Origin of the sequence: Pigmentiphaga litoralis (assembly GCF_048632615.1) — a bacterium.
In the GTDB taxonomy this organism is placed as follows: Bacteria; Pseudomonadota; Gammaproteobacteria; order Burkholderiales; family Burkholderiaceae_B; genus Pigmentiphaga; species Pigmentiphaga litoralis_B.
Genome location: NZ_CP184479.1, coordinates 4,132,864 through 4,153,325 on the forward strand (window position 1 = coordinate 4,132,864; position 20,462 = coordinate 4,153,325).

Genomic DNA, 20,462 nt, shown 5'->3' on the forward strand with positions numbered 1-20,462 from the left:
GAAGATGACGGATCAAATCGGGGCAACCGGGGATTCTAGCCGGGCCAGCGCCGCAGCGATGCCAGCCGGCATGGCGGTAGGGCGCAGGCTGTGGCGATCCACGCACCCTACCTGGACCTGACCGGACGCGAGCAGTTCACCGTCACGCAGGCAGGTCTGTGAAAAATCCATGGAAGCCTTGCCGAGCCGCGACACGCGACTGGCGATGACGAGGTGATCGTCCAGCCGGGCCGGTTTTCGGTATTGCATGTCGAGACCGCGGACGATGAAGATGCAGCCCGTGCTGTCGGCCAGCGCAGTCTGACCGAAGCCCAGAGACCTCAACCATTCGGTGCGCGCGCGCTCGAAGAACTTGAGGTAGTTGGCGTAGTAGACCACTCCTCCGGCATCCGTGTCTTCGTAATAGACGCGGATGGGGAAGTGGAATTCGCCGGAAGGGGAAGCATGCGGCGCGGCGCGTTGCGCGGCGGACACGGCGGGCACTGCTGCGGACACGTTATCGAAAGCCTTGGATCAGTTCGGAGCGGCGACGGGCCGGGACGCGAAATTGTAAACAACCCGGACGGCGTCCGCATTGGCGCATGCGCTTCATGCACGAGTAAATGTGACGGCGTGTAAAGCAGCGAACTTTGGCGCCATGAGGCCGTCTGACATTCAGGAAGCGTTGATTTTGCGCCTGTACGGCTTCGGGTGCGTGGGTGGCGCCGTCCGGGTCTGTTGACGCTTCCGCCTCTTTACGAGTGCTTGCTTTCTGTCACTGCACTGTCACGCGGCGGCGATATCATTCACTTCGCAGTGTTCTTAGTCACTGCACCAGTCAACTGCGCTTGTCGCAGCGAGCACGTGACCTGGGGGATGCCCAGGCACGGCGCTCACATACACCGGCGGCCGGATCGTGATGATCCGGCCGTTTTTCTTTGGGCGGCCGTCATGTTGGATGGTCGTTCCGTGCGCAGGCCTTTTCGTGCCGTTCGAGCACGGCGCTTATAGCAACAGGTCGCCCGTGCCGCCGCTGGACGGCGCCGCCAGTCCAAGATGCCGGTAGGTGCTCAGCGTGGCCACGCGGCCGCGCGCGGTGCGCTGGATGTAGCCGTTCTGGATCAGGTAGGGCTCGATCACGTCTTCGATCGTGTCGCGTTCTTCGCCCACCGCGGCAGCCAGGCTGTCCAGGCCGACCGGCCCGCCGTCGAACTTGTGCACGATGGCTTCCAGGATCTTGCGGTCCATGATGTCCAGGCCTTCGGGGTCGACATCGAGCATGGCCAGAGCGGCTTTGGCCACGTCGCCGGTGATGACGCCTTGCGCCTTGACCTCAGCGTAGTCGCGCACGCGCCGCAGCAGGCGGTTCGCGATCCGCGGCGTGCCGCGTGAGCGACGCGCGATTTCGTGCGCGCCATCTTCCGAGATCTGCGCGTTCAGCAGCCCGGCGCTGCGCGTCACGATACGCGTCAGTTCCGCGGCCGTGTAGAACTCCAGCCGCGCGATGATGCCGAAGCGGTCGCGCAGCGGATTGGTCAGCATGCCCGCGCGGGTCGTGGCGCCCACCAAAGTGAAGGGCTGCAGGTCGAGCTTCACGCTGCGCGCCGACGGGCCTTCGCCGATCAGGATGTCGATCTGGAAATCTTCGAGCGCCGGATACAGGATTTCTTCGACGACCGGCGACAGCCGGTGGATCTCGTCGATGAACAGCACGTCATTGCGTTCCAGGTTGGTCAGCAGCGCAGCCAGGTCGCCGGCGCGCTCCAGCACCGGGCCCGACGTATGACGCAACTGCACGCCCATTTCGCGGGCCACGATATGGGCCAACGTCGTCTTGCCCAGGCCCGGCGGGCCGAACAGCAGCACGTGATCCAGCGATTCGCTGCGCTGGCGGGCGGCGGTGATGAAGATCTCGAGCTGCTCGCGGATCCGTTGCTGGCCGACGTATTCGTCGAGGGCCTTGGGGCGCAGCGCACGTTCGATCGCCTCTTCATTGGGCGAGGCCGGACGCGGCGAGATGATGCGCGCGTCGGCGACGGGATCCCGCTTCGGGTCGTCGCGAACAGAAAGTTTGTCTGACTGGATCGCCATGGAGAAAATCGCCTAGTGAAGAGAACGCCGTGTAGAGGGCACTGAAACCAGGGCGCCGGAACCGGGCGCCGGGCAGGTGGCCTAGCGCGCGAGCGCTTTCAGGGCCAGCTTGATGCCGTCTGACACACCCACGCCGGCCGGCAGGGTCTTGAGCGCCGCAACGGCCTCGCGATCAGAGTACCCCAGCGCGATCAATGCGTTCAGGATGTCGGCCTGGCTGTCCGGCACGGACGTAGGCGTGCTGCCCAGGTCGGCGCCAAGCTTGCCGCGCAATTCGAGCAGCAGGCGTTCGGCCGTTTTCTTGCCGATGCCCGGTACGCGGGTGAGGCGGCCGGCTTCCTGCAGCGTGATGGCCTGCGACAGTTCGGTCACGGTCATGCCCGACAGCACGGCCAGCGCGATACGCGCGCCCACGCCGCTGATCTTGATCAGTTCGCGAAACGCGCTGCGTTCATTGGCCGTGGCGAAGCCGTACAGGACATGCGCGTCTTCGCGGATGGCAAGGTGGGTCAGCAACGTCGTCTTCGCGCCGACATCGGGCAGCGAATAGAAAGTGCTCATGGGCACGTCGATTTCGTAGCCCACGCCCTGTACATCCAGGCACACCAGGGGCGGAAACTTTTCGACGAGCGTTCCGGTAAGACGTCCGATCATGGTCAGGGAGTTCCAATCATCCGGCCGTTGCGCATGCGGGTGCCGCGACGGCCGAAGGCGGGTTGGTCGAGCACGCCCGCGGCCCGCAGGCGATCGGCCAGCGGCGCGGCATGGGCGTGACAGATGGCGCAGGCCAGGGCATCGGCCGCATCGGACGCCGGCGCGCCATCGAGCGCGAGCAGGTGCTGCACCATGGACTGCACCTGCTCCTTGGCGGCGCGTCCGGTGCCCACCACCGATTTCTTGATCTGCAGCGCGGTGTATTCCTGCACGCCCAATCCGCAGTCCACCAGGGCGCAGAAGGCTGCGCCGCGCGCCTGTCCGAGCAGCAGGGTGGATGTGGGATTGGTGTTCACGAAGACTTTTTCGATGGCCGATGTGTGGGGCGCGTAGTCACGAATGATTTCACGCAGGCTATCGAGTATGACCTTCAGACGCGGCCCGAGTTCGTCGTTCGTGGGGACGACGATCGTGCCGCTGGTGACATACCGCATGCGTGGACCGTCGACATCGATCACACCGAAGCCGGTGCGCCGCAAGCCGGGATCCACGCCAAGGATACGCATCCGGTCAGTGGCGGAAATGACGCGTGGCGGTCAGCACCATCGCGATGCCGCGTTCGTCGGCGGCGGCAATGACTTCGGCGTCGCGCATGCTGCCGCCCGGCTGGATGACGCAGGTGGCGCCGGCGTCGGCCACGACATCCAGGCCGTCACGGAATGGGAAGAAGGCGTCGGACGCCACGGCCGAACCGGCCAGGCTCAACCCGGCATTGGCGGCCTTGATGCTGGCGATGCGGGCCGAGTCGATGCGGCTCATCTGGCCGGCGCCCACGCCCAGGGTCATGCCGTTGCCCGTGAACACGATGGCGTTGGACTTGACGTATTTAGCCACTTTCCAGGCAAACAGCAGGTCGTCCATCTGCGCGGCGGTTGGCGCGATCTTGGTGACGACCTTGATCTGGTCGCGCGGCACGTTGAAGTTGTCGGGCTGCTGCACGAGCCAGCCGCCACCAACGCGCTTCACTTCGAAATCGTTCGCGCCGTCGCCCATCGGCACTTCGAGCAGACGCACGTTCTGCTTGGCGGCGAAGATGGCGCGCGCGCCGTCGTCATACGACGGAGCCAGCATCACTTCAACGAACTGCTTGCTGACTTCCTGCGCCGTGGCGGCGTCGACCGGACGGTTGAAGGCGATGATGCCGCCAAAGGCCGAGCTGGGGTCGGTCTTGAAGGCTTTCTGATAGGCGGCGAGCGGGCCGTCGGCCACGGCCACGCCGCACGGGTTGGCGTGCTTGACGATCACGCAGGTAGGCACGTCGAACGTGCGCACGCATTCCCAGGCCGCGTCGGCATCGGCAATGTTGTTGAACGACAGTTCCTTGCCCTGCAGCTGCGTGTAGTTGGCAAGCAGGCCGGCGGCCGGTGCTGCGTCGGTGTAGAACGCCGCCGACTGGTGCGGGTTTTCGCCGTAGCGCATTTCCTGCGTCTTGCGGATCTGGAAGGTCAGCACGTTCGGATAGGCGGCGCGCTCGGGCACGGCCGTCTGTTCGGGGTCGGCCGTCATGCTGGTCAGGTAGTTGGCGATCGCGCCGTCGTAGGCCGCGGTATGGGCGTAGACCTTCTTGGCCAGGTCCAGGCGCAGTCCGAACGAGGTGACGCCGTCGCGCGTGTCCATGTCGTTCAGCACGCGGGCATAGTCGCTCGGGTCGATCACGACCGTCACGCCACCGGCTTCGGTGCCGTGGTTCTTGGCTGCCGCGCGCAGCATGGCCGGGCCGCCGATGTCGATGTTTTCCACGGCGTCTTCAAACGCGCAATCCGGCTTGGCGACCGTTTCGACGAACGGATACAGGTTCACGACCAGCAGGTCGATGCGGCCGATGCGGTGCTCGGCGATCGCCGACAGGTGCGAGTCGGCATCCCGGCGCGCCAGCAGGCCGCCATGGATCTTGGGATGCAGCGTCTTGACGCGGCCGTCCATCATTTCGGGAAAGCCGGTGTAGTCGGACACTTCCTGCACGGGCAGGCCGGCCTGGGCGAGCAGCTTTGCCGTGCCACCGGTGGACAGCAGTTGCACCCCGCGTTGGTTCAACGCCTGGGCAAATTCAACGATGCCGGATTTATCGGAGACGGAAAGCAGCGCGCGTTCGATTTTCATGGTCAGCTAAGCAAAGGGGCCGCTCGGAAAAGCGGCGGTGAACGGAATGGCGGAGACGGGCACGAGGCCGAGCAGCCGGACCGGAAGCTGGCGCTTCGGGGTCAGGCCTTGATCTGGTAGTGGTCGAGCTTCTTGCGCAGTGTATTGCGGTTGATGCCGAGGATTTCGGCCGCCCGCGACTGATTCCCCTGCGCCCGGCCGAGGACCACTTCGAGCATGGGGCGCTCGACGGCCGACAGCACCATCTCCCAGACGCCGCTGGTGGTCTCGCCTTCGAGGTCCTTGAAGTAGCGTTCCAGCGTCTGGCGCACGCATTCTTCAAGCGTATGTTCTTTCATTTTTTATCCTTGATGCGGGGTTCAGGCAGCGAGCAGCGGGTCGGACGCGTGGGCTATCGCGTGATCGAACCAGTCCGCGACGGCCTGCCACTGCTCGCGCGTGTTTTCTATCAGGTTCATGCGGGCGCAGAACGCCGGGCCGCCCTCAAGCGATCCCAGGTACCAGCCGATATGCTTGCGCGCCGTCCGGACCCCGGTGAATTCGCCGTAGAACCGGTAGTGATCGTCCAGATGCTCCAGCAGCAGGTCGCGCATCTCGGTCGGGGTGGGCGGCGCGTGGTGGCTTCCGGTGCGCAGGTAGGTATCGATTTCGCGGAACAGCCAGGGCCGTCCTTGCGCGGCCCGGCCGATCATGACGGCATCGGCGCCGGTCACGTCCAGCACATGGCGCGCGTCTTCGGGGTGCGGATATCGCCATTGGCGATGATCGGAATGTCGAGCTCGGCCTTGACCATCGCGATGGTCTCGTACTCGGCCGTGCCGGTATACAGGTCTTCGCGCGTGCGGCCGTGCAGCGCCAGCGCGGTGATGCCGATGTCCTGCGCCCGGCGCGCGACGCGCAGCACGTTGCGGTTCGCGCGGTTCCAGCCGGTGCGGGTCTTGAGCGTGACCGGCACGCCGTGGGGGCGCAGGCCGTGACGACGGCGTCAAGGATGCGGGCGACCAGGTCTTCGTCGCGCAGCAGGGCCGAGCCCGCCAGCACGTTGCAGACCTTCTTGGCCGGACAGCCCATATTGATGTCGATGATGCGCGCGCCCTTGCCGATATTGAATACGGCGGCTTCGGCCATCATGGCCGGATCGCTGCCCGCGATCTGCACGGCAATGGGTTCGCTTTCGCCGTCGTGGTCCAGCCGGCGCGCGGTCTTGACGCTGTGCCAGAGCTGGGGGTTGCTGGCGGCCATTTCCGAAACGGCATGCCCCGCGCCCAGACGTTTGCACAACTGCCGGAAAGGCCGGTCCGTCACGCCAGCCATGGGCGCGACAAACACATTGTTGGGCAGATCGTAGGGACCGATACGCATGACGTGTGGCGCCACGTTCCCGCAGAGTGGGGAAGGGCGCGCCGGAGGAAAGTTGGAAATGGGGGTGGATTGTACCGCTACGGGCCGGCAGGTGGTTGTAGCGGCGCCCCATGGGACGCGGGCGGGGGTGGATCGTGCGGCGGGGGTGCGGCAGGGACCCTGGGGGCGCCCGGGCGAGGAGGCAAGCGGGTTAGGTCCGCCGGTTACGCCCGGGATCCTTCCATCATCTGCCGGGCGAGTGGCGTGCGGACGGTGCGCGACAGGTCCAGCGTGAGCAGCGCCAGGCCGCAGGCATGCTCGATGGGCGCGAGACCGGTGGCAAAGATGCGTGGCATCAGGTCGGTCAGCCCGGCAGTCAGCCAGCGGTCGGCCCGTCGCGCCTGGGCATACTGCGCCAGCAGGGGCCGGGGATCGCCGCCGGTCTGCCGAAGCGCCGGCGCCAGCGCCTGCGCCAGCCTGGCCGCGTCGCGCAGCCCCAGGTTCAGGCCTTGACCGGCCACCGGGTGCAGGGTCTGGGCCGCGTTGCCGATCACGGCAAGGCGGCGGTCCACGATCTGCTTCCTGACGTTGATGCCCAGCGGGTAGGCATGGCGCGGCCCCGCGACGGACAACGTACCCAGCCGGGTGCCAAAGGTGAGGTTCAGTTCTGCCGCGAACGCGTCGTCGCTCATCGCTGCAAGCGCTGCCGCCCGGTCGGGCTGGCAGCACCAGACCAGCGCGTAACGGCCGGAGGCGTTCGCGCCCCCGCCCGCGCCAGGGTGACCCGGAAAAGGCAGCAGGGCCAGCGGACCTTCGCGCGTGAAGCGCTCGAAGGCCCAGCCCCGACGGGGCCGTTCCGCCGTGACCGTGGCCAGCACGGCGTGCTGGTCGTAGTTCCGGTGGACGTCCTTGGCTTCCTGCTCGTCGAAGGTGCCGCCTTCGGCTTGGACGACGGCGGCGCTGGTCCACGCGGCACTGCCTTGGGTCAGGTGGACGGCCGTGTCGTCCTGCGAAACGAGGGTGCCCGCGCCGGCGCGCACGGTGACACCCGACGCAGCCAGGGGGTCGGCCAGCGCCTGCATGATGGCGGCGTAGGATTGCACGGTGCCTAGGGCATCCACGCCAAAATCGGCATGCGAGATATGCGTGCGGCCCAGCCGGCCGCGCTGTGAGACGTGGATATCGGCAATGTCGGCGCCGCCTTCCGGCCAGGCGCCCAGGCTTTGCAGCAGGACGCGGCTGCCGTGGTTCAGCGCCATGACGCGCGGGTCGGGGGCGGCTGCTTTACCTGCGAAGGCGTCGGCAGGCGCCATTGGCGGCGCGGCGGGGGTTGCCACAGCCGGGGCCACTGAGGCGGGCGCCCGTTCCGGCCGGCACAGCACGATGCGTTCGGGCCGTGGCGTGAGCCGGGCCAGCAGCAGCGCGAGCGTCGTGCCCACAGGACCGCCGCCCAGGATGGTGATGTCGCTGTCCGGAACCATGGCCATCATCCGCGCATCAGCGCTTCGATTTCGCCGGCGTCAACGGGCACGCCGCGTGTGATCAGCTCGCAGCCGTCCGGCGTCACGACCACATCGTCTTCGGTGCGGATCCCGATGTTCCAGAAGGCCTCGGGCACGTCCTCGCCCGGCCGGACGTAGATGCCCGGCTCGATCGTCAGGACCATGCCCGCTTCCAGCTTGCGCCACGGCCGGGGATGGTCGGCGGAATGCGGCTCGCCGGGCTCGCGGTAGTCGCCCACGTCATGCACATCCATGCCCAGCCAGTGGCCGGTGCGGTGCATGTAGAACCGGGTGTACTGCTGCGATTCGATCACGCCGTCGAGCGTGCCGGTCAGCAGGCCTTCGTCGATCATGCCCTGGGCCAGCACCCGGACGGCGGCCTCGTGGCCTTCGTTCCAGTGCGCGCCCGGCCGGGTCAGGGCGGCGGCTGCGTCTTGTGCGGCCACGGTCAGGTCGTACAAGGCCCGCTGCGGACCGGTGAACCGGCCGTTGACGGGGTAGGTGCGGGTGATGTCGGACGCGTAGCTGTCGAGTTCGCACCCGGCGTCGATCAGCAGCAGATCGCCGTCTTGCAGGATGGCGTCGCCCGCGCGGTAGTGCAGCACGCAGGCATTGGCGCCGGTCGCAACGATGGAGTTGTACGCAACGGCCTGGGCCCCATGGCGGCGGAATTCGTGCAGCAGTTCGGCTTCGATTTCGTATTCGTGCATGCCCGGGCGCGTGCGCTGCATGGCCCGCACATGCGCGCCGGCGGAAATCTGCGCGGCGCGTTTCATGATGGCGATTTCGGCCGCGTCCTTGAACAGGCGCATTTCGGCCAGCAGGCTGCGCAGGTCCAGCGTGCGCAGCGGGATCAGCGTGCCCGAACGGCCCAGGCCGCGGACGGCGTCGAGCCAGGTGCGCAGCCGGCGATCGAACGCGGCGTGGCTGGCGAGCGGGGTGCACAGCAGTGGCTGGTTGGCGATCAGCTTGGGCAGCTCGGCATCCAGCTGGTCCACCGGAATGGCGGCGTCAAAGCCATACACCTCTTTGGCGGCGTCCGGCCCGACCCGATAGCCTTCCCAGATTTCGCGTTCCAGGTTCTTGCTGCGGCAAAACAGGATGCTGCGGTCGGTGTCGCCAGCAATCAGGACCAGCCAGGCCTGCGGTTCGTGAAAGCCTGTCAGGTAGTAGAAGTCGCTGTCGTGCCGGTAGTCGTATTCGGCGTCGCGGTTGCGCACCACCTCGGGCGATGTGGCCAGGATGGCGATCCCGCCTCCATGCGACCGCAAGGTGTCCAGCACGCGCGCGCGGCGTGCGGCAAAGGGCGAAAAATCTTGCGCGGGAATGCTCATGAGGCAGGTTCCGGTAATCGGGGACTGAGGTGATTGTAGGCGGGTGCGCAGAGGCATGCACCGCAGAGCCAGGACAAATCCAGCCAGGCTGCTTGACCGTCCGTCCTTAGACGCTGGCGTCCAACGCGGCCAGCCGCTCGGGCGTCCCGACGTCTACCCAGCTGCCGTCATGCCGCGCACCTCGCACACGGTTATCGTCCATCGCGGCCAGCAGCACCGGCGCCAGGCGCGCGCCATGGCCAGGTTCGACACCCTCGAACAAGGACGGCGCATAGATGCCGATGCCGGAGAAGGTCAGGGCGACATCGTTCCCGCGCGGCAGCACCGAGCCGTCACTGCGCAAGGCGAAGTCGCCATCAGGATGATGCTCGGGGTTGTCGACCAACAGCAGCCAGGCCTGATCGCCGCGAGCCGTAAGATCCGCCGCGATGCCGTCGGCTTGCGCCGGCGACCAGTCGCACCACACATCGCCGTTGATCACCAGGAAAGGCGCATCCCCCAACAGCGGCAACGCGTTCTTGATGCCCCCGGCGGTTTCGAGCGCGGTCGCCTCGGGCGAGTAGCGCAGGCGCACGTGCCACCGCCGTCCGTCACCCAGCGCCGCTTCGATCCTGTCGCCCAGCCATGCATGGTTGATGACGATGTCCTGGATCCCCGCCGCCGCCAATCGTTCGATATGCCAGACAATGAGCGGCTTGCCGCCGACGGTCAGCAGCGGCTTGGGCAGGGTGTCGGTCAGCGGCCGCATGCGTTCGCCCCGCCCCGCCGCCAGGATCATGGCGCGCATCAGAACGTGTACCCGGTGGTGACCTGCGTCTGATCCAGCTTGTCGAGCAGGCGGATCAGCGGTTTGAAAGCGAGGTAGCGCTGCGCCACCTGGCGCACGTAGCCGTTCACCCGCGGGATGTGGGCCAGATAGGCGTCCTTGCCGTCCCGATGGGCCAGGCGCGCGAAGACCCCCAGGATGCGCAGATTCCGCTGCAGGCCCATCCATTCATACGCCTGGTGGAATTCGGCGAAGTCGGTGGGCACCGGCAGTCCGGCCGCGCGCGCCATTTCCCAGTAGCGGATGCCCCAATCCAGTTGCTGGGGTTCGTCCCAGGTGGTGCGGGCGTCCGTCAGCAAAGAGGCCAGATCGTACGTGATGGGTCCGACCAGGGCGTCCTGGAAGTCGATCACGCCCGGATTGGGGCCGAAGTCGGCGCCCGCGCCCAAGGCTTCGGTGATCATCAGATTGGGCGAATGGAAGTCGCGGTGCACCAGCACGGCCGGCTGGGCCAGGTTGGCTTCGATCAGGGTGGCGAAGACGGTTTCCAGGTCGGCGCGGGTCTTCTCGTCCAGTTCGAACTTGCAGTGGGTACCCACATACCATTCGGGAAAGAGGCCGAGTTCGGCGTGGAAACGGCCGTAATCGTAATGATCGAGGCCGGTTGTCGCGCTTTGTTGTATCTTTACCAGCGCGCGCAAGGCGTCCAGATAGAGGCGGTGCGTGTCCTGTGCCGACGGCGATGCCTGCAGATAGTTGTAGTAGGTGGTGTAGCCCAGGTCGGACAGCAGCAGGAACCCCTGCGTCAGGTCCTGCGCCAGGATATCCGGCACGTTCAGCCCACCGTCTTTGAGCAGGCCGGCCACGTGCAGGAAAGGGCGGCAGTCTTCCTTGTCGGGAGGCGCATCCATGACCACCAGCGTGCGGTTGGCGGCGTCCACCCGGAAATAGCGGCGGAAGCTGGCGTCGCTGGACGCCGGCCGCAGGCTGCCGGCATCGATGCCAAGGTCGGCAGGCAGGGTGCCCAGCCACGAGATGAGTTGCCCGATACGCGGGTCTTGGCCGGGCTGACCGGCACGGGGAGAAGTAACAGGTTCCATGCCTCCTATAATACCGAGCGATACCGTATCCGAGGTATCTAGTTTGTAGCCGCGCGCGTCCTTCAGTCGCGTATTCTTCCGTTTCGATTTTTGTGTTCTCCCGATACCCGTGCGATTGATCCGGTGGTTCAGCCTATTTACCGCAGTGACTGCGACCCCTTTTGCCTATGGGCAATCGCCGACGTATGGGCAGTCGGCCACGTATGGGCAGATGCCTTCGTACGGGGGAACGCCCTTCGGGCAGGAAAGCCTGTTCGGCCAGGACGATCCGCCGGTCCGCGAAATTCCCTTCACCCCGGAGCAGCGGCGCACCAATGCGCCCGCCCCCGAAGCCGCGCAGGGGCAGGTCAGCGGACCCGGCCTGCGCCTTTCACCGGCCCTGCAGCCGCGGCCGCAGCGTGATCCTGATGACCTGCCCGTCTATCTGGAAGCCGACAGCCTGACGGGCGACGGCGAAAGCAATCTGCGGCTGGACGGCAATGCCCAGATTCGCCGGACCGACACGGTTCTGAAAGGCGACAGCATCGAATACCGCCAGGTGGAAGGCGAAGTCGAGGCGACCGGCGGCGTGCGCCTGACGCGCGACGGCAATGTGGTGAGCGGTCCGCGGCTGAAGCTGAACCTGAACACCGGCACGGGTGAACTCGATAACGCCCGCTTCTTTTTTGGTTTGAACGGTGGGCGCGGCACGGCCGATCACGTCGAATTGCTGGGTCAGGGCCGCGTGCGCGCCGACAACGTCACCTATACGGGATGTGATTGTGAAGAGCCGTCGTGGGAAATGCGCGCGCGCCGGATCGATTTCGATTACGACGCCGGCGAAGCCACCAGCTACGGCAGCACCCTGTACTTCAAGAGCCTGCCTATCCTGGGCGCGCCCAAGATGTCGTTTCCGATCAGCGACGCCCGCAAGTCCGGCTTCATTTCGCCCACGTTCGGCATCACCAGCAAAAGCGGTCCGCAATTGCTGACGCCGTATTACTTCAACATCGCGCCCAACCGTGATGCGACGATTTCGCCGCGCTACATGGAACGCCGCGGCCTGCAGCTGGGCGGCGAATTCCGCTACCTGGAACCGAATTACAGTGGCGAAGCCCGCGCCACGTACCTGAGCAACGACCGCGTGACGCAAACCGACCGCTACTTGTATTCGTTTGCGCACCGTCAGCGCCTGACCGACACGCTGGGCCTGAATTTCAACGTCAACGGCGCGTCCGATGACAACTACTTCCGCGACTTTTCCGTGGCCGGAACGGGCCTGGCGTCGACCGCCACGCTGGAACGTTCCGCCGCGCTGACCTGGAAGAGCGGGTATTGGGATGCCTTTGGCCGAGTGGTCAAGTTCCAGACCCTGCAAGACCCGCTGCTGCCCATCATTCCACCCTACGATCGCGAACCGCAACTGCGCCTGAATGGCGCGCGCTACGACTGGAACGGATTCGACGCGCGGGTTGAAGTCGATACCACACGATTCAAGAACAGCCGCCTGATTTCGGGCACGCGCAGCTACGCCTATCCGTCGGTCGCGTATCCGATCATCCGGCCGGGCGGCTTCCTGATCCCCAAGATCGGGATCAACACCACGCGATATGACGTCGATGCCTATCAAGGCGCCGATGCCTACCGGGCCAACCGCACGACGCCGATCGTGTCGCTGGACACCGGCCTGATCTTCGAGCGCGATGGCCGCATGCTGGGCCAGGACGTCACGCAAACGCTGGAGCCGCGCCTGTACTACCTGCGCGTGCCGTACCGCGACCAGTCGCGCCTGCCGGTGTTCGACACGGCGCTGGCCGACTTCAACTTCGCGCAGATCTTTTCCGAGAACATCTACGCGGGCAACGACCGGATCGCCGAAGCGAACCAGGTCACGGCCGCGCTGACGTCGCGCTGGCTGGATCCCAAGACCGGGGTGGAACGGGCGCGCGTGACCGGCGCCCAGCGCCTGTACTTCAGCGATCAGCGCGTGACGCTACCGGGCGACGCGGTGCGGTCGGACGGCCGGTCGGATTATCTGGCCTCGGTCTATGGCGCGCTGACCTCCAGCCTGAGCGGCGAGACCACGGTGCAATACAATCCGCAGATCAGCCGGGTGTCACGCTCGACGGTGGGCGCGCGTTTCAGCCCCGCCCGCCTGAGCACGCTGGCGCTGTCCTACCGCTACCAACGCGAGTCGGTCAGCGTGCTGGGCCGGGAGCAGATCGACCTGGCGTTCCAGTGGCCGCTTGCGCCGCGCTGGTTTGGCGTGGGCCGCTTCGACTACTCCCTGCTGCAGAACCGGATTGCCGAGGTGGTAGCGGGCGTCGAGTACAACTCGGCCTGCTGTTTTGCCGTCCGTGCGGTGGTCCAGCGCTACGCGGTCGCGACACGAGACGCGACCACGGCGTTTTTCCTGCAACTCGAACTAAACGGCTTCGCACGGGTCGGTACAAGTCCCATCAACACACTGCGCCGGAGTATTCCGGGGTATCAGGTGATCAACCCGCCGCCTGAGAAAGGCACGGGTTTCGAAAGGTACGAATAAATGCATTCCATGGTTACGCCTCATCCTCTTCGCCTGGCCCGTCGCGGCGTGATGTCCTCTCTGCTGGTTGCGTTGCTGGCCGGCAGCGTGGGCGCTCACGCGCAGGGACTGCGCCTTCCGGGCGGCATGCCGGGCGGCGGGGACAGTGGCATGTCGTCAGGCAGCGGATCCATGATCACGCCGCAGGTGACCGACCCCCAGCGCCAGATGCCGCAAGCACCGACGATGACGACCAACCCGCGCAACGCCCAGCAGCCGCTGCGCTCGGGCCCGGCGCCGACCGCCACGCCGCGCAAAAGCGGCACGCAGGCCGGCGATTCGATCGCCGCTGTCGTGAACAGCGAGGCGATCACCCGCCGCGAACTGGAACAGCGCGTGCAGGCCGCGATCGCGACGCTGTCGCGCCAGGGCATCGCCCAGCCCGACCCGGAATCCCTGGAACGCCAGGTGCTCGAGCGCATGATCGTGGAACGCACGCAGATGCAGGAAGCCGCGCAGACCGGCATCCGTATCGACGATTTCCAGCTGGACCGCGCGATCAGCCGCATTGCCGAACAGAACAAGGTCTCGGTCACCGAAATGCGTGACCAGATCGAGAAGGAAGGGCTGCCTTTCGCCATGTACCGCGAAGACCTGCGCCAGGAAATCACGCTGGTGCGCCTGCGTGAACGCGCGGTCGACAGCCAGGTGCAGGTGTCCGAATCCGAGATCGACAACTTCCTGGCCGACCAGAATCAGACGACGCCGTCGCAACTGACGCTGGCGCAGATCCTGGTGCGCGTGCCGGAAGGCTCGTCGTCGGAACGTGTGGCCGAACTGCGCCGCAAGGCTGAAACGCTGTTGAACCAGGCCCGTGGCCCGTCGGACTTCGCGCGGCTGGCGGTGTCGGCGTCCGATGGTGAAGAAGCGCTGCGCGGCGGCGACCTGGGCACCCGGCCCACCGACCGCTGGCCCGGCATTTTCATTGAGGCCGTCGCCAAGTTGCAGCCGGGTCAGATCAGCGGCATCGTGCAGAGCGGCAACGGTTTCCACATCGTCAAGCTGATCGACCGCAAGACCGGCACGGCGGCAGGCGAAGCATCGGCCGTGCCGATCCAGCAGACGCAGGCCCGTCACATCCTGATCCGCACGTCGGAGATCATGCCCAATGAATTGGCTCGCCAGCGCCTGAGCGACATCCGCCAGCGGGTGGTGGCCGGCAACGTCACGTTCGCCGACATGGCGCGCCAGTATTCCAACGATGCGTCGGCGCCCCAGGGCGGCGACCTGGGCTGGTTGTCGCCCAGCGAAACCGTACCGGCGTTCGAGCAGGCCATGGATGCGCTCAAGCCAGGCGAAATCAGCCAGCCGGTGCAATCGCCGTTTGGCTGGCACCTGATCCAGGTCACGGGCCGCCGCACGCAAGACGTCGGCCGCGAGCGCCAGCGCGCCGCCGCCCGCCAGGCGATCTACCAGCGCAAGGTGGATCAGCAGTACGAAGACTGGGCCCGCCAGCTGCGCGACCGCGCCTACGTCGAAGTGCGCCTGGGCCCCAACACGGACGCGCCCCTCAATTGATGACGCCGGCCGCCACGCTCGCCCTGACCACCGGTGAACCGGCGGGGGTCGGACCGGAGTTGTCGGTCGCGGCCGCGGCGTGGTTCGCGGGGCTGCGGACGGGCGCCGTGTCGACCGAGGGCTGGTCGGACGCCGATCTGGCGATGCTGCCCCGCCTGCGTGCGGCGCGGCTGGTGCTGATCGGCGACGCGGCCTTGCTGGCGTCGCGCGCGCCGCACATCGATATCGGCGCGCTGGACGGCGTCACGATCGCCCCGGTGTCCTTGCGGGCACCGTCGGAAGCGGGCGTGCTCGCAGTCGGCAACGGCCGCTATGTGCTCGACACGCTGGACACCGCCATCGCCATGATCGAAGCGGGTGACGCCGCGGCGATCGTGACGGCGCCAGTGCACAAGGGCGTGATCAACGACGCTGGCGTGGCGTTCTCGGGCCATACCGAATATTTCCAGGAGCATGCCGGCGTCGACAAGGTGGTCATGATGCTGGCCGGCGGCGGCCTGCGCGTGGCGCTGGCCACGACCCACCTGCCGCTGCGTGAGGTGCCCGATGCCGTCACGCACGACACGTTGATGCAGGTCCTGACCATCCTGGATGCCGACCTGCGGTCGCGCTGGGGCCTGGCCAGGCCGCGCATCGCCATCTGCGGGCTCAATCCGCATGCGGGCGAGGGCGGCCATCTGGGCCGTGAGGAGATCGACGTCATCATTCCGGCCGTTGCCGCGGCCCGCGCCGCCGGCATCGACGTGACCGGCCCATTTCCTGCCGACACGCTGTTCGTGCCCAGCCATGTGGCGGGCTACGACGCGACCTTGGCCATGTTCCATGACCAGGGGCTGCCGGTGCTCAAGCACGCCAGCTTCGGGCAGGGCGTCAACATTACCCTTGGCCTGCCCTATGTGCGCACGTCGGTCGACCACGGCACGGCCCTGGATCTGGCCGGTACCGGCCGCGCCGACGCCGGCAGCATGCAGCACGCCATTCTTACTGCGCTCGAGATGATTCCCGCTTACGCTTTTGATTTGCCCACTGCCGACTTGGGCCTTGCGACGTCTAGAAGTACCGCTTCCGCTTCAGCCGAAGCGCCGTCCACCGCCACCCGCGGAGCCGCGGCGTGAAGCATCAGGCGCGCAAGCGCTTCGGCCAGCACTTCCTGATTGACGACAGCATTCCCGACGCGATCGTGCGCGCCGCGTCCCTGCGCCGGTCGGACAACGTCGTGGAAATTGGCCCCGGCCTGTCGGCGCTGACCAGGCCGTTGCTGGACAAGCTGGATCGCCTGCAGGTCATCGAAATCGACCGGGACCTGGCCGCCCGGCTGCGCAAGCAGCACACCGAAGACCGGCTGCACATCACCGAGGCCGACGTGCTGACGGTGGACTTTGCGCAGTTTGGCGATCGCCTGCGCATCGTCGGCAACCTGCCGTACAACATTTCCAGCCCACTGCTGTTCCACTTGATGCCGTTTGCGGACCAGGTCTTCGATCAGCACTTCATGCTGCAACGGGAAGTGATCGATCGCATGGTCGCGCAGCCCGGCGATTCGGACTATGGCCGCTTGTCGGTCATGCTGCAGTCGCGTTACGACATGGAAAAGCTGTTCGACGTCCCGCCCGAAGCGTTCGATCCGCCGCCCCGCGTGGTGTCGGCGGTGGTGCGCATGATCCCGCTGCCGCAGGATCGCCCACGGCCCGTGAGCGACGAAGCGCTGTCACTGACGGTGCAGAAGTCGTTCGCCCAGCGCCGCAAGATGCTGCGGCGGGGGCTGGGTGAGTGGGCCGCGCTGGTGCCGTGGGACGAGCTGGGCATTGCCGACAGCTCACGCGCCGAGGAACTGTCGGTCGCGCAGTTCATCGCGTTGTCAGACGTGCTGCACAAGGCCGGCGTGGTCTGAGGCTGGGGCCGGACATTGTCAGGCCGTGATTATCCTGTGGTGATCATCGGCCCGATCAGCACACCAGGCAACCTGCACTGGCCGCCAGCACGTCATCCAAAGAACCAGTAACACACCAGCACCGATGCCACGACGCCCGCCAGGTCGGCGACCAACGCGCAGCTGACCGCGTGGCGCGTGCGCTGGATGCCGATGGCGCCGAAGTAGACGGCCAGCACGTAAAAGGTCGTCTCGGTGCTGCCTTGCACGGTGGCCGACACCAGCGCCGGAAAGCTGTCCACGCCAAAGTTCTGCATGGTCTCGATCATCATGGCGCGCGCGGCGCTGCCAGAGAAAGGCTTGACCAGCGCCGTGGGCATCGCGTCCACGAAACGCGTGTCCAGCCCCACCGCGCTCACCAGCCACCGCAGCCCGTCCAGTGCGATATCCAGCGCCCCCGACGCCCGCAGCACGCCTACCGCGCACAGCATGGCCACGAGATAGGGCAGCAGGCTCTTGGTCACATCAAAGCCTTCCTTGGCGCCGTCGATGAAGCTTTCGTACACCGGCACCTTCTTGATGGCGCCGGCGACGAGAAACAGCAGGATCAGTCCGAACAGGGTCACGTTGCCCAGCAACGACGACAGCGCGCTCAGCGCCGTGACCGACAGGGTCGCCAGCATCGCCATGAAGCCGCCCAGCAACACCACGGCCGAGCCTATCCACGCCAACACCACCGGGTCCCACAACTTGAGCCGCTGCACCAACGCGACGCTGATGAAGCCGGCCAGGGTGGACGCACTGGTGGCCAGCAGGATGGGCAGGAAGACCAGCGTGGGGTCCGACGCGCCCTGCTGCGCGCGGTACATGAAGATGGTGACCGGGATCAGGGTGAGCGACGACGCGTTCAGCACCAGAAAGAAGATCTGCGCGTTGCTGGCCGTGGTCGTGCTGGGATTCAGGGTTTGCAGCGACTTCATCGCCCGCAGCCCGATGGGCGTGGCGGCGTTGTCCAGCCCCAGCGCGTTGGCGGCAAAGTTGAGCGTGATCAGGCCGATGGCCGGATGACCGCGCGGCACGTCGGGCATCAGCCGCGCGAACAGCGGGCCGAGCACCCGCGCCAGCGCATCCACCAGTCCGGCCTGTTCGGCAATCCGCAGGAAGCCCAGCCACAGCGTGATGGTGCCGAACAGCAGCACCATGACCTCGACCGACAGCTTGGCCATCGCGAACAGACTGGTGACGATGGCGGGAAACACCGACGGGTCGCCGGCGATGGCCCAGCGGCCAAAGGCCGCCAGCGCCGCGGTCAGGAAGAATCCGAACCAGAGTTTGTTGAGCATCAAGAGCCCGTCGTGGCGTCACGCCGCGCCGCGCGGCGGGCAGGAAGATGGAAAAAGGCGCCGGGCGATGCCGCCCGGCGCCTGCGGAGCACGCAGCGATCAGTCGCTGGCGCCCTTGCGCGATCCGCGCCGGGCGCTATCAACCCTGGGATGACTGACGCTCAGCGGGAGTTTATCAACTTATGCCACTGCGGCTGTGACAATGATTTCGACCAGGATGTCGCTGGCGCCAAGGTCACATTGCGCAGTGGCGCGCGTGGGGGCTGCATTGGGGGCTGTCCAGGCGTCCCATACCTCGTTCATTCCGGCGAAATCTCGTTCGAGATTCTTGATCCAGATCTGTGCCGTCAGCAGGCGGCTTTTGTCGGTCCCTGCCTCGGCAAGAAATCTTTCGATCTTGGCAAGCGTCTGATTGGTCTGACCTTGGATGTCCTGGCTGCGGTCATCGGCGGTTTGACCGCCCACGAACACCATATTGTTGTAGACCACGGCGCGCGAACGCCGGGTGTCAGTGGCAATGCGGGTAATGTCCATCACTCTTCCTTTATGCGAATTGATTTGAGCGGCGGTCACGCGATGTTCGCAAGTTCACCAAGCGTGACGGGTTTGATAGGGGGCCGGATGCGGTAGTAGCCCACGTCGGAGGGGTGCAGCTTTCTTTCATGCGCAATGATTTCCGTCACCGTCAGACCGCACAGGCGGCCTTGGCAGGGTCCCATCCCGCAACGGCCAAAAGCCTTGGTCTGATTAGGTCCAAGGCACCCGACCTCGACGTATTTCCTGATGTCGCCAGCGGTCACTTCCTCGCACCGGCACACCGTGACCGCGGGGTCCTTCGGGATACGGTGCGTGTCCAGCGGGCGGTAAAGCTCGTCCAGGAAAGGGCGAATGTGGACGGAGTCGTTGAAGCCGCGCGTGATTTCCGCCTTCCGTGCATCGAGCGCACCAGCGGTCGTCCGGGAAAGCTTTCGTGCAATCGCAACGGCCGCCAGGCGCCCCTGGCAGGCAGACGCCTTCGCCCCCACGATGCCCCGACTGTCGCCGGCAATGTAGATCGCTGACCGTTCGATCTGGCCATCGCTATCCGTGACGGGCACCCAACAGAGTTGACTGTCGCTCCAGCGGTGTTCGGCCCGCAGGGACCAACTCAGCTGCGTATTCGGGACGACGCCCTGGTGCAAAAGCACGAGCGGTGACTCGACGCGTTTGCGTCGGCCTCGATGCATGAAGGTCATGCCCTCTGCCTGATCAGTGCCCTCGATGGCGAAGTCATGGCAGCCTCCATACGTGTCGACGCCGTGCGCCCGGATCTGCTGCAACATCCTGGCGCCCTTGGACAGGTCTTTCCACCCGCGCAGCGCGCCGGCCAAGTGGGGGCTGCGCGCAAGTAATCGCGGTTGCCGGTGGTATGTACCAGCGCCTTCAGCCTGACGCCGGCTTCAATGTATTGCTGCGCAAGCAAAAAGAGCAATGGGCCGCAGCCTGCCAACACGACGGGCTCCCGTGGAACCGCTCCGGCGGTCTTGAAAAGGATCTGGGCAGCGCCTGCGCCCATGACGCCTGGAAGCGTCCAGCCCTTGATGGGAAAGGGCCTTTCCATGGCGCCGCTCGCCAGCACGAGGCTACTGCCCTGAACTTTCTTGCTGACGCCATCATGCAGGTACGACACTGTCCGGTCCCGATCCACGTTCCATACAGCCGCGGCAGCGATGTGAACGGCGCCGCTTGCGGCGAATGCTTTCGCGAGTTCGGCTCCCGCCCGGTAATCGGGTCCGAGTACCTTGCGGCGCGCTTCGCTGGAAGCCTCGATCGCGCGGTAGATCTGCCCGCCTACGAAAGGCTGTTCGTCCAAGAGCGCCACCGTAAGCCCCAGACTGCGCGCCTCGACTGCAGCAGACAGGCCGGCCGGACCCGCGCCAACGACGATAACGTCAAACGTCTCGACAGCGTTTTGCATATCACCCCTCTGCCAGCGTGAGCGCCGATGCGCCGTGCTGGCATTCGACGACCATGCCGTCTCTGACGGCTGTCAAGCATGATTGACGGCCCGGGCGTCCATCGATCTGGACCAGGCATTCAAAGCACACACCCATCATGCAGTAGGGCGCTCGCGGAGCGGCGGAGACAGGCGTGGATCTGAACTGGCGCGCGCCAGATATCAGCAGCGCGGCAGCGACGGACACCCCTGCAGGCACGTCAACGGATTTTCCGTCAAACGTCATTTGCACGTGATGTGTGGGT

At 66.1% G+C, this 20,462-nt stretch carries 17 protein-coding genes and 2 pseudogenes; 4 read left to right on the forward strand and 15 right to left on the reverse strand.

The window, feature by feature from the left end; all coding sequences use genetic code 11:
* Positions 1-12: 12 nt before the first annotated feature.
* The 11 genes and pseudogenes from ybgC to ACNANG_RS19085 all read right to left on the reverse strand — a co-directional run bounded on the left by ybgC (position 13) and on the right by ACNANG_RS19085 (position 10,927).
* A complete protein-coding gene (gene ybgC / locus ACNANG_RS19035; protein WP_420227585.1) occupies positions 13-474 on the reverse strand; it encodes a tol-pal system-associated acyl-CoA thioesterase in 462 nt (153 codons plus the stop codon).
* 510 nt (positions 475-984) lie between these two features.
* Complete coding sequence (ruvB, locus tag ACNANG_RS19040; RefSeq protein WP_420224325.1) at positions 985-2,070, reverse strand: Holliday junction branch migration DNA helicase RuvB; 1,086 nt, start codon at positions 2,068-2,070, stop codon at positions 985-987.
* An 81-nt stretch (positions 2,071-2,151) separates the two neighbouring features.
* The gene (ruvA, locus tag ACNANG_RS19045; RefSeq protein ID WP_420224326.1) at positions 2,152-2,724 is read right to left on the reverse strand and encodes a Holliday junction branch migration protein RuvA; all 573 of its coding nucleotides are present in this window, start codon (positions 2,722-2,724) and stop codon (positions 2,152-2,154) included.
* A gap of 2 nt (positions 2,725-2,726) precedes the next feature.
* Complete coding sequence (ruvC, locus tag ACNANG_RS19050; RefSeq protein ID WP_420224327.1) at positions 2,727-3,290, reverse strand: crossover junction endodeoxyribonuclease RuvC; 564 nt, start codon at positions 3,288-3,290, stop codon at positions 2,727-2,729.
* A gap of 4 nt (positions 3,291-3,294) precedes the next feature.
* The gene (gene purH / locus ACNANG_RS19055) at positions 3,295-4,884 is read right to left on the reverse strand and encodes a bifunctional phosphoribosylaminoimidazolecarboxamide formyltransferase/IMP cyclohydrolase (protein WP_420224328.1); all 1,590 of its coding nucleotides are present in this window, start codon (positions 4,882-4,884) and stop codon (positions 3,295-3,297) included.
* Between the two features lie 101 nt (positions 4,885-4,985).
* Entirely contained in the window at positions 4,986-5,222 is a 237-nt protein-coding gene (locus ACNANG_RS19060; RefSeq protein ID WP_179585725.1) for a helix-turn-helix domain-containing protein, read from the reverse strand.
* 21 nt (positions 5,223-5,243) lie between these two features.
* Positions 5,244-6,246: pseudogene (gene dusB / locus ACNANG_RS19065) on the reverse strand (tRNA dihydrouridine synthase DusB).
* Between the two features lie 203 nt (positions 6,247-6,449).
* Positions 6,450-7,706 (reverse strand): FAD-dependent monooxygenase, encoded by a 1,257-nt coding sequence (locus ACNANG_RS19070; RefSeq protein WP_420224329.1) that lies wholly within the window; start codon positions 7,704-7,706, stop codon positions 6,450-6,452.
* A 5-nt stretch (positions 7,707-7,711) separates the two neighbouring features.
* Positions 7,712-9,061, reverse strand: a complete 1,350-nt coding sequence (locus ACNANG_RS19075; protein ID WP_420224330.1) for an aminopeptidase P N-terminal domain-containing protein — start codon at positions 9,059-9,061, stop codon at positions 7,712-7,714.
* Between the two features lie 106 nt (positions 9,062-9,167).
* Positions 9,168-9,848, reverse strand: coding sequence for an N-acetylmuramate alpha-1-phosphate uridylyltransferase MurU (murU, locus tag ACNANG_RS19080; protein WP_420224331.1), 681 nt, complete (start codon positions 9,846-9,848; stop codon positions 9,168-9,170).
* Entirely contained in the window at positions 9,848-10,927 is a 1,080-nt protein-coding gene (locus tag ACNANG_RS19085; RefSeq protein ID WP_420224332.1) for an aminoglycoside phosphotransferase family protein, read from the reverse strand. Before ACNANG_RS19085 ends, murU begins: the two co-directional genes overlap by 1 nt.
* Before the next feature lie 145 nt (positions 10,928-11,072).
* Here ACNANG_RS19085 and ACNANG_RS19090 point away from each other — a divergent pair, with 145 nt between their 5' ends.
* Genes ACNANG_RS19090 through rsmA form a run of 4 tightly spaced genes read left to right on the forward strand, consistent with a single transcriptional unit; the run spans position 11,073 to position 16,899 of the window.
* Positions 11,073-13,451, forward strand: coding sequence for an LPS-assembly protein LptD (locus ACNANG_RS19090; RefSeq protein WP_420224333.1), 2,379 nt, complete (start codon positions 11,073-11,075; stop codon positions 13,449-13,451).
* 51 nt (positions 13,452-13,502) lie between these two features.
* Complete coding sequence (locus ACNANG_RS19095; RefSeq protein WP_420224334.1) at positions 13,503-15,008, forward strand: peptidylprolyl isomerase; 1,506 nt, start codon at positions 13,503-13,505, stop codon at positions 15,006-15,008.
* A complete protein-coding gene (gene pdxA, locus ACNANG_RS19100) occupies positions 15,008-16,123 on the forward strand; it encodes a 4-hydroxythreonine-4-phosphate dehydrogenase PdxA (protein WP_420224335.1) in 1,116 nt (371 codons plus the stop codon). Before ACNANG_RS19095 ends, pdxA begins: the two co-directional genes overlap by 1 nt.
* Positions 16,120-16,899, forward strand: a complete 780-nt coding sequence (gene rsmA / locus ACNANG_RS19105; RefSeq protein WP_420224336.1) for a 16S rRNA (adenine(1518)-N(6)/adenine(1519)-N(6))-dimethyltransferase RsmA — start codon at positions 16,120-16,122, stop codon at positions 16,897-16,899. Before pdxA ends, rsmA begins: the two co-directional genes overlap by 4 nt.
* Before the next feature lie 92 nt (positions 16,900-16,991).
* On the opposite strand, the gene ACNANG_RS19110 is transcribed toward rsmA, so the two are convergent.
* From ACNANG_RS19110 to ACNANG_RS19125, 4 genes and pseudogenes are all read right to left on the reverse strand, one after another.
* On the reverse strand, positions 16,992-18,221 hold the full coding sequence (locus ACNANG_RS19110; RefSeq protein WP_420224337.1) for a nucleoside recognition domain-containing protein: 1,230 nt from the start codon (positions 18,219-18,221) through the stop codon (positions 16,992-16,994).
* A gap of 180 nt (positions 18,222-18,401) precedes the next feature.
* Complete coding sequence (locus tag ACNANG_RS19115; protein WP_420227586.1) at positions 18,402-18,755, reverse strand: RidA family protein; 354 nt, start codon at positions 18,753-18,755, stop codon at positions 18,402-18,404.
* Between the two features lie 35 nt (positions 18,756-18,790).
* Positions 18,791-20,178 (reverse strand): annotated as a pseudogene (locus ACNANG_RS19120) (FAD-dependent oxidoreductase).
* Position 20,179: 1 nt separating this feature from the next.
* Entirely contained in the window at positions 20,180-20,443 is a 264-nt protein-coding gene (locus ACNANG_RS19125) for a (2Fe-2S)-binding protein (RefSeq protein WP_420227587.1), read from the reverse strand.
* Between the last annotated feature and the right edge of the window lie 19 nt (positions 20,444-20,462).

Coding starts and splice junctions, on each gene's coding strand:
- ACNANG_RS19115 (WP_420227586.1), bottom strand. CDS start 18,755: ATGGACATTACCCGCATTGCCACTGACACCCGGCGTTCGCGCGCCGTG.
- ACNANG_RS19110 (WP_420224337.1), bottom strand. CDS start 18,221: ATGCTCAACAAACTCTGGTTCGGATTCTTCCTGACCGCGGCGCTGGCG.
- ruvC (WP_420224327.1), bottom strand. CDS start 3,290: ATGCGTATCCTTGGCGTGGATCCCGGCTTGCGGCGCACCGGCTTCGGT.
- ruvA (WP_420224326.1), bottom strand. CDS start 2,724: ATGATCGGACGTCTTACCGGAACGCTCGTCGAAAAGTTTCCGCCCCTG.
- ACNANG_RS19075 (WP_420224330.1), bottom strand. CDS start 9,061: ATGAGCATTCCCGCGCAAGATTTTTCGCCCTTTGCCGCACGCCGCGCG.
- ACNANG_RS19060 (WP_179585725.1), bottom strand. CDS start 5,222: ATGAAAGAACATACGCTTGAAGAATGCGTGCGCCAGACGCTGGAACGC.
- ACNANG_RS19095 (WP_420224334.1), top strand. CDS start 13,503: ATGTCCTCTCTGCTGGTTGCGTTGCTGGCCGGCAGCGTGGGCGCTCAC.
- ACNANG_RS19125 (WP_420227587.1), bottom strand. CDS start 20,443: ATGACGTTTGACGGAAAATCCGTTGACGTGCCTGCAGGGGTGTCCGTC.
- purH (WP_420224328.1), bottom strand. CDS start 4,884: ATGAAAATCGAACGCGCGCTGCTTTCCGTCTCCGATAAATCCGGCATC.
- ACNANG_RS19085 (WP_420224332.1), bottom strand. CDS start 10,927: ATGGAACCTGTTACTTCTCCCCGTGCCGGTCAGCCCGGCCAAGACCCG.
- ruvB (WP_420224325.1), bottom strand. CDS start 2,070: ATGGCGATCCAGTCAGACAAACTTTCTGTTCGCGACGACCCGAAGCGG.
- pdxA (WP_420224335.1), top strand. CDS start 15,008: ATGACGCCGGCCGCCACGCTCGCCCTGACCACCGGTGAACCGGCGGGG.
- murU (WP_420224331.1), bottom strand. CDS start 9,848: ATGCGCGCCATGATCCTGGCGGCGGGGCGGGGCGAACGCATGCGGCCG.
- ACNANG_RS19070 (WP_420224329.1), bottom strand. CDS start 7,706: ATGGTTCCGGACAGCGACATCACCATCCTGGGCGGCGGTCCTGTGGGC.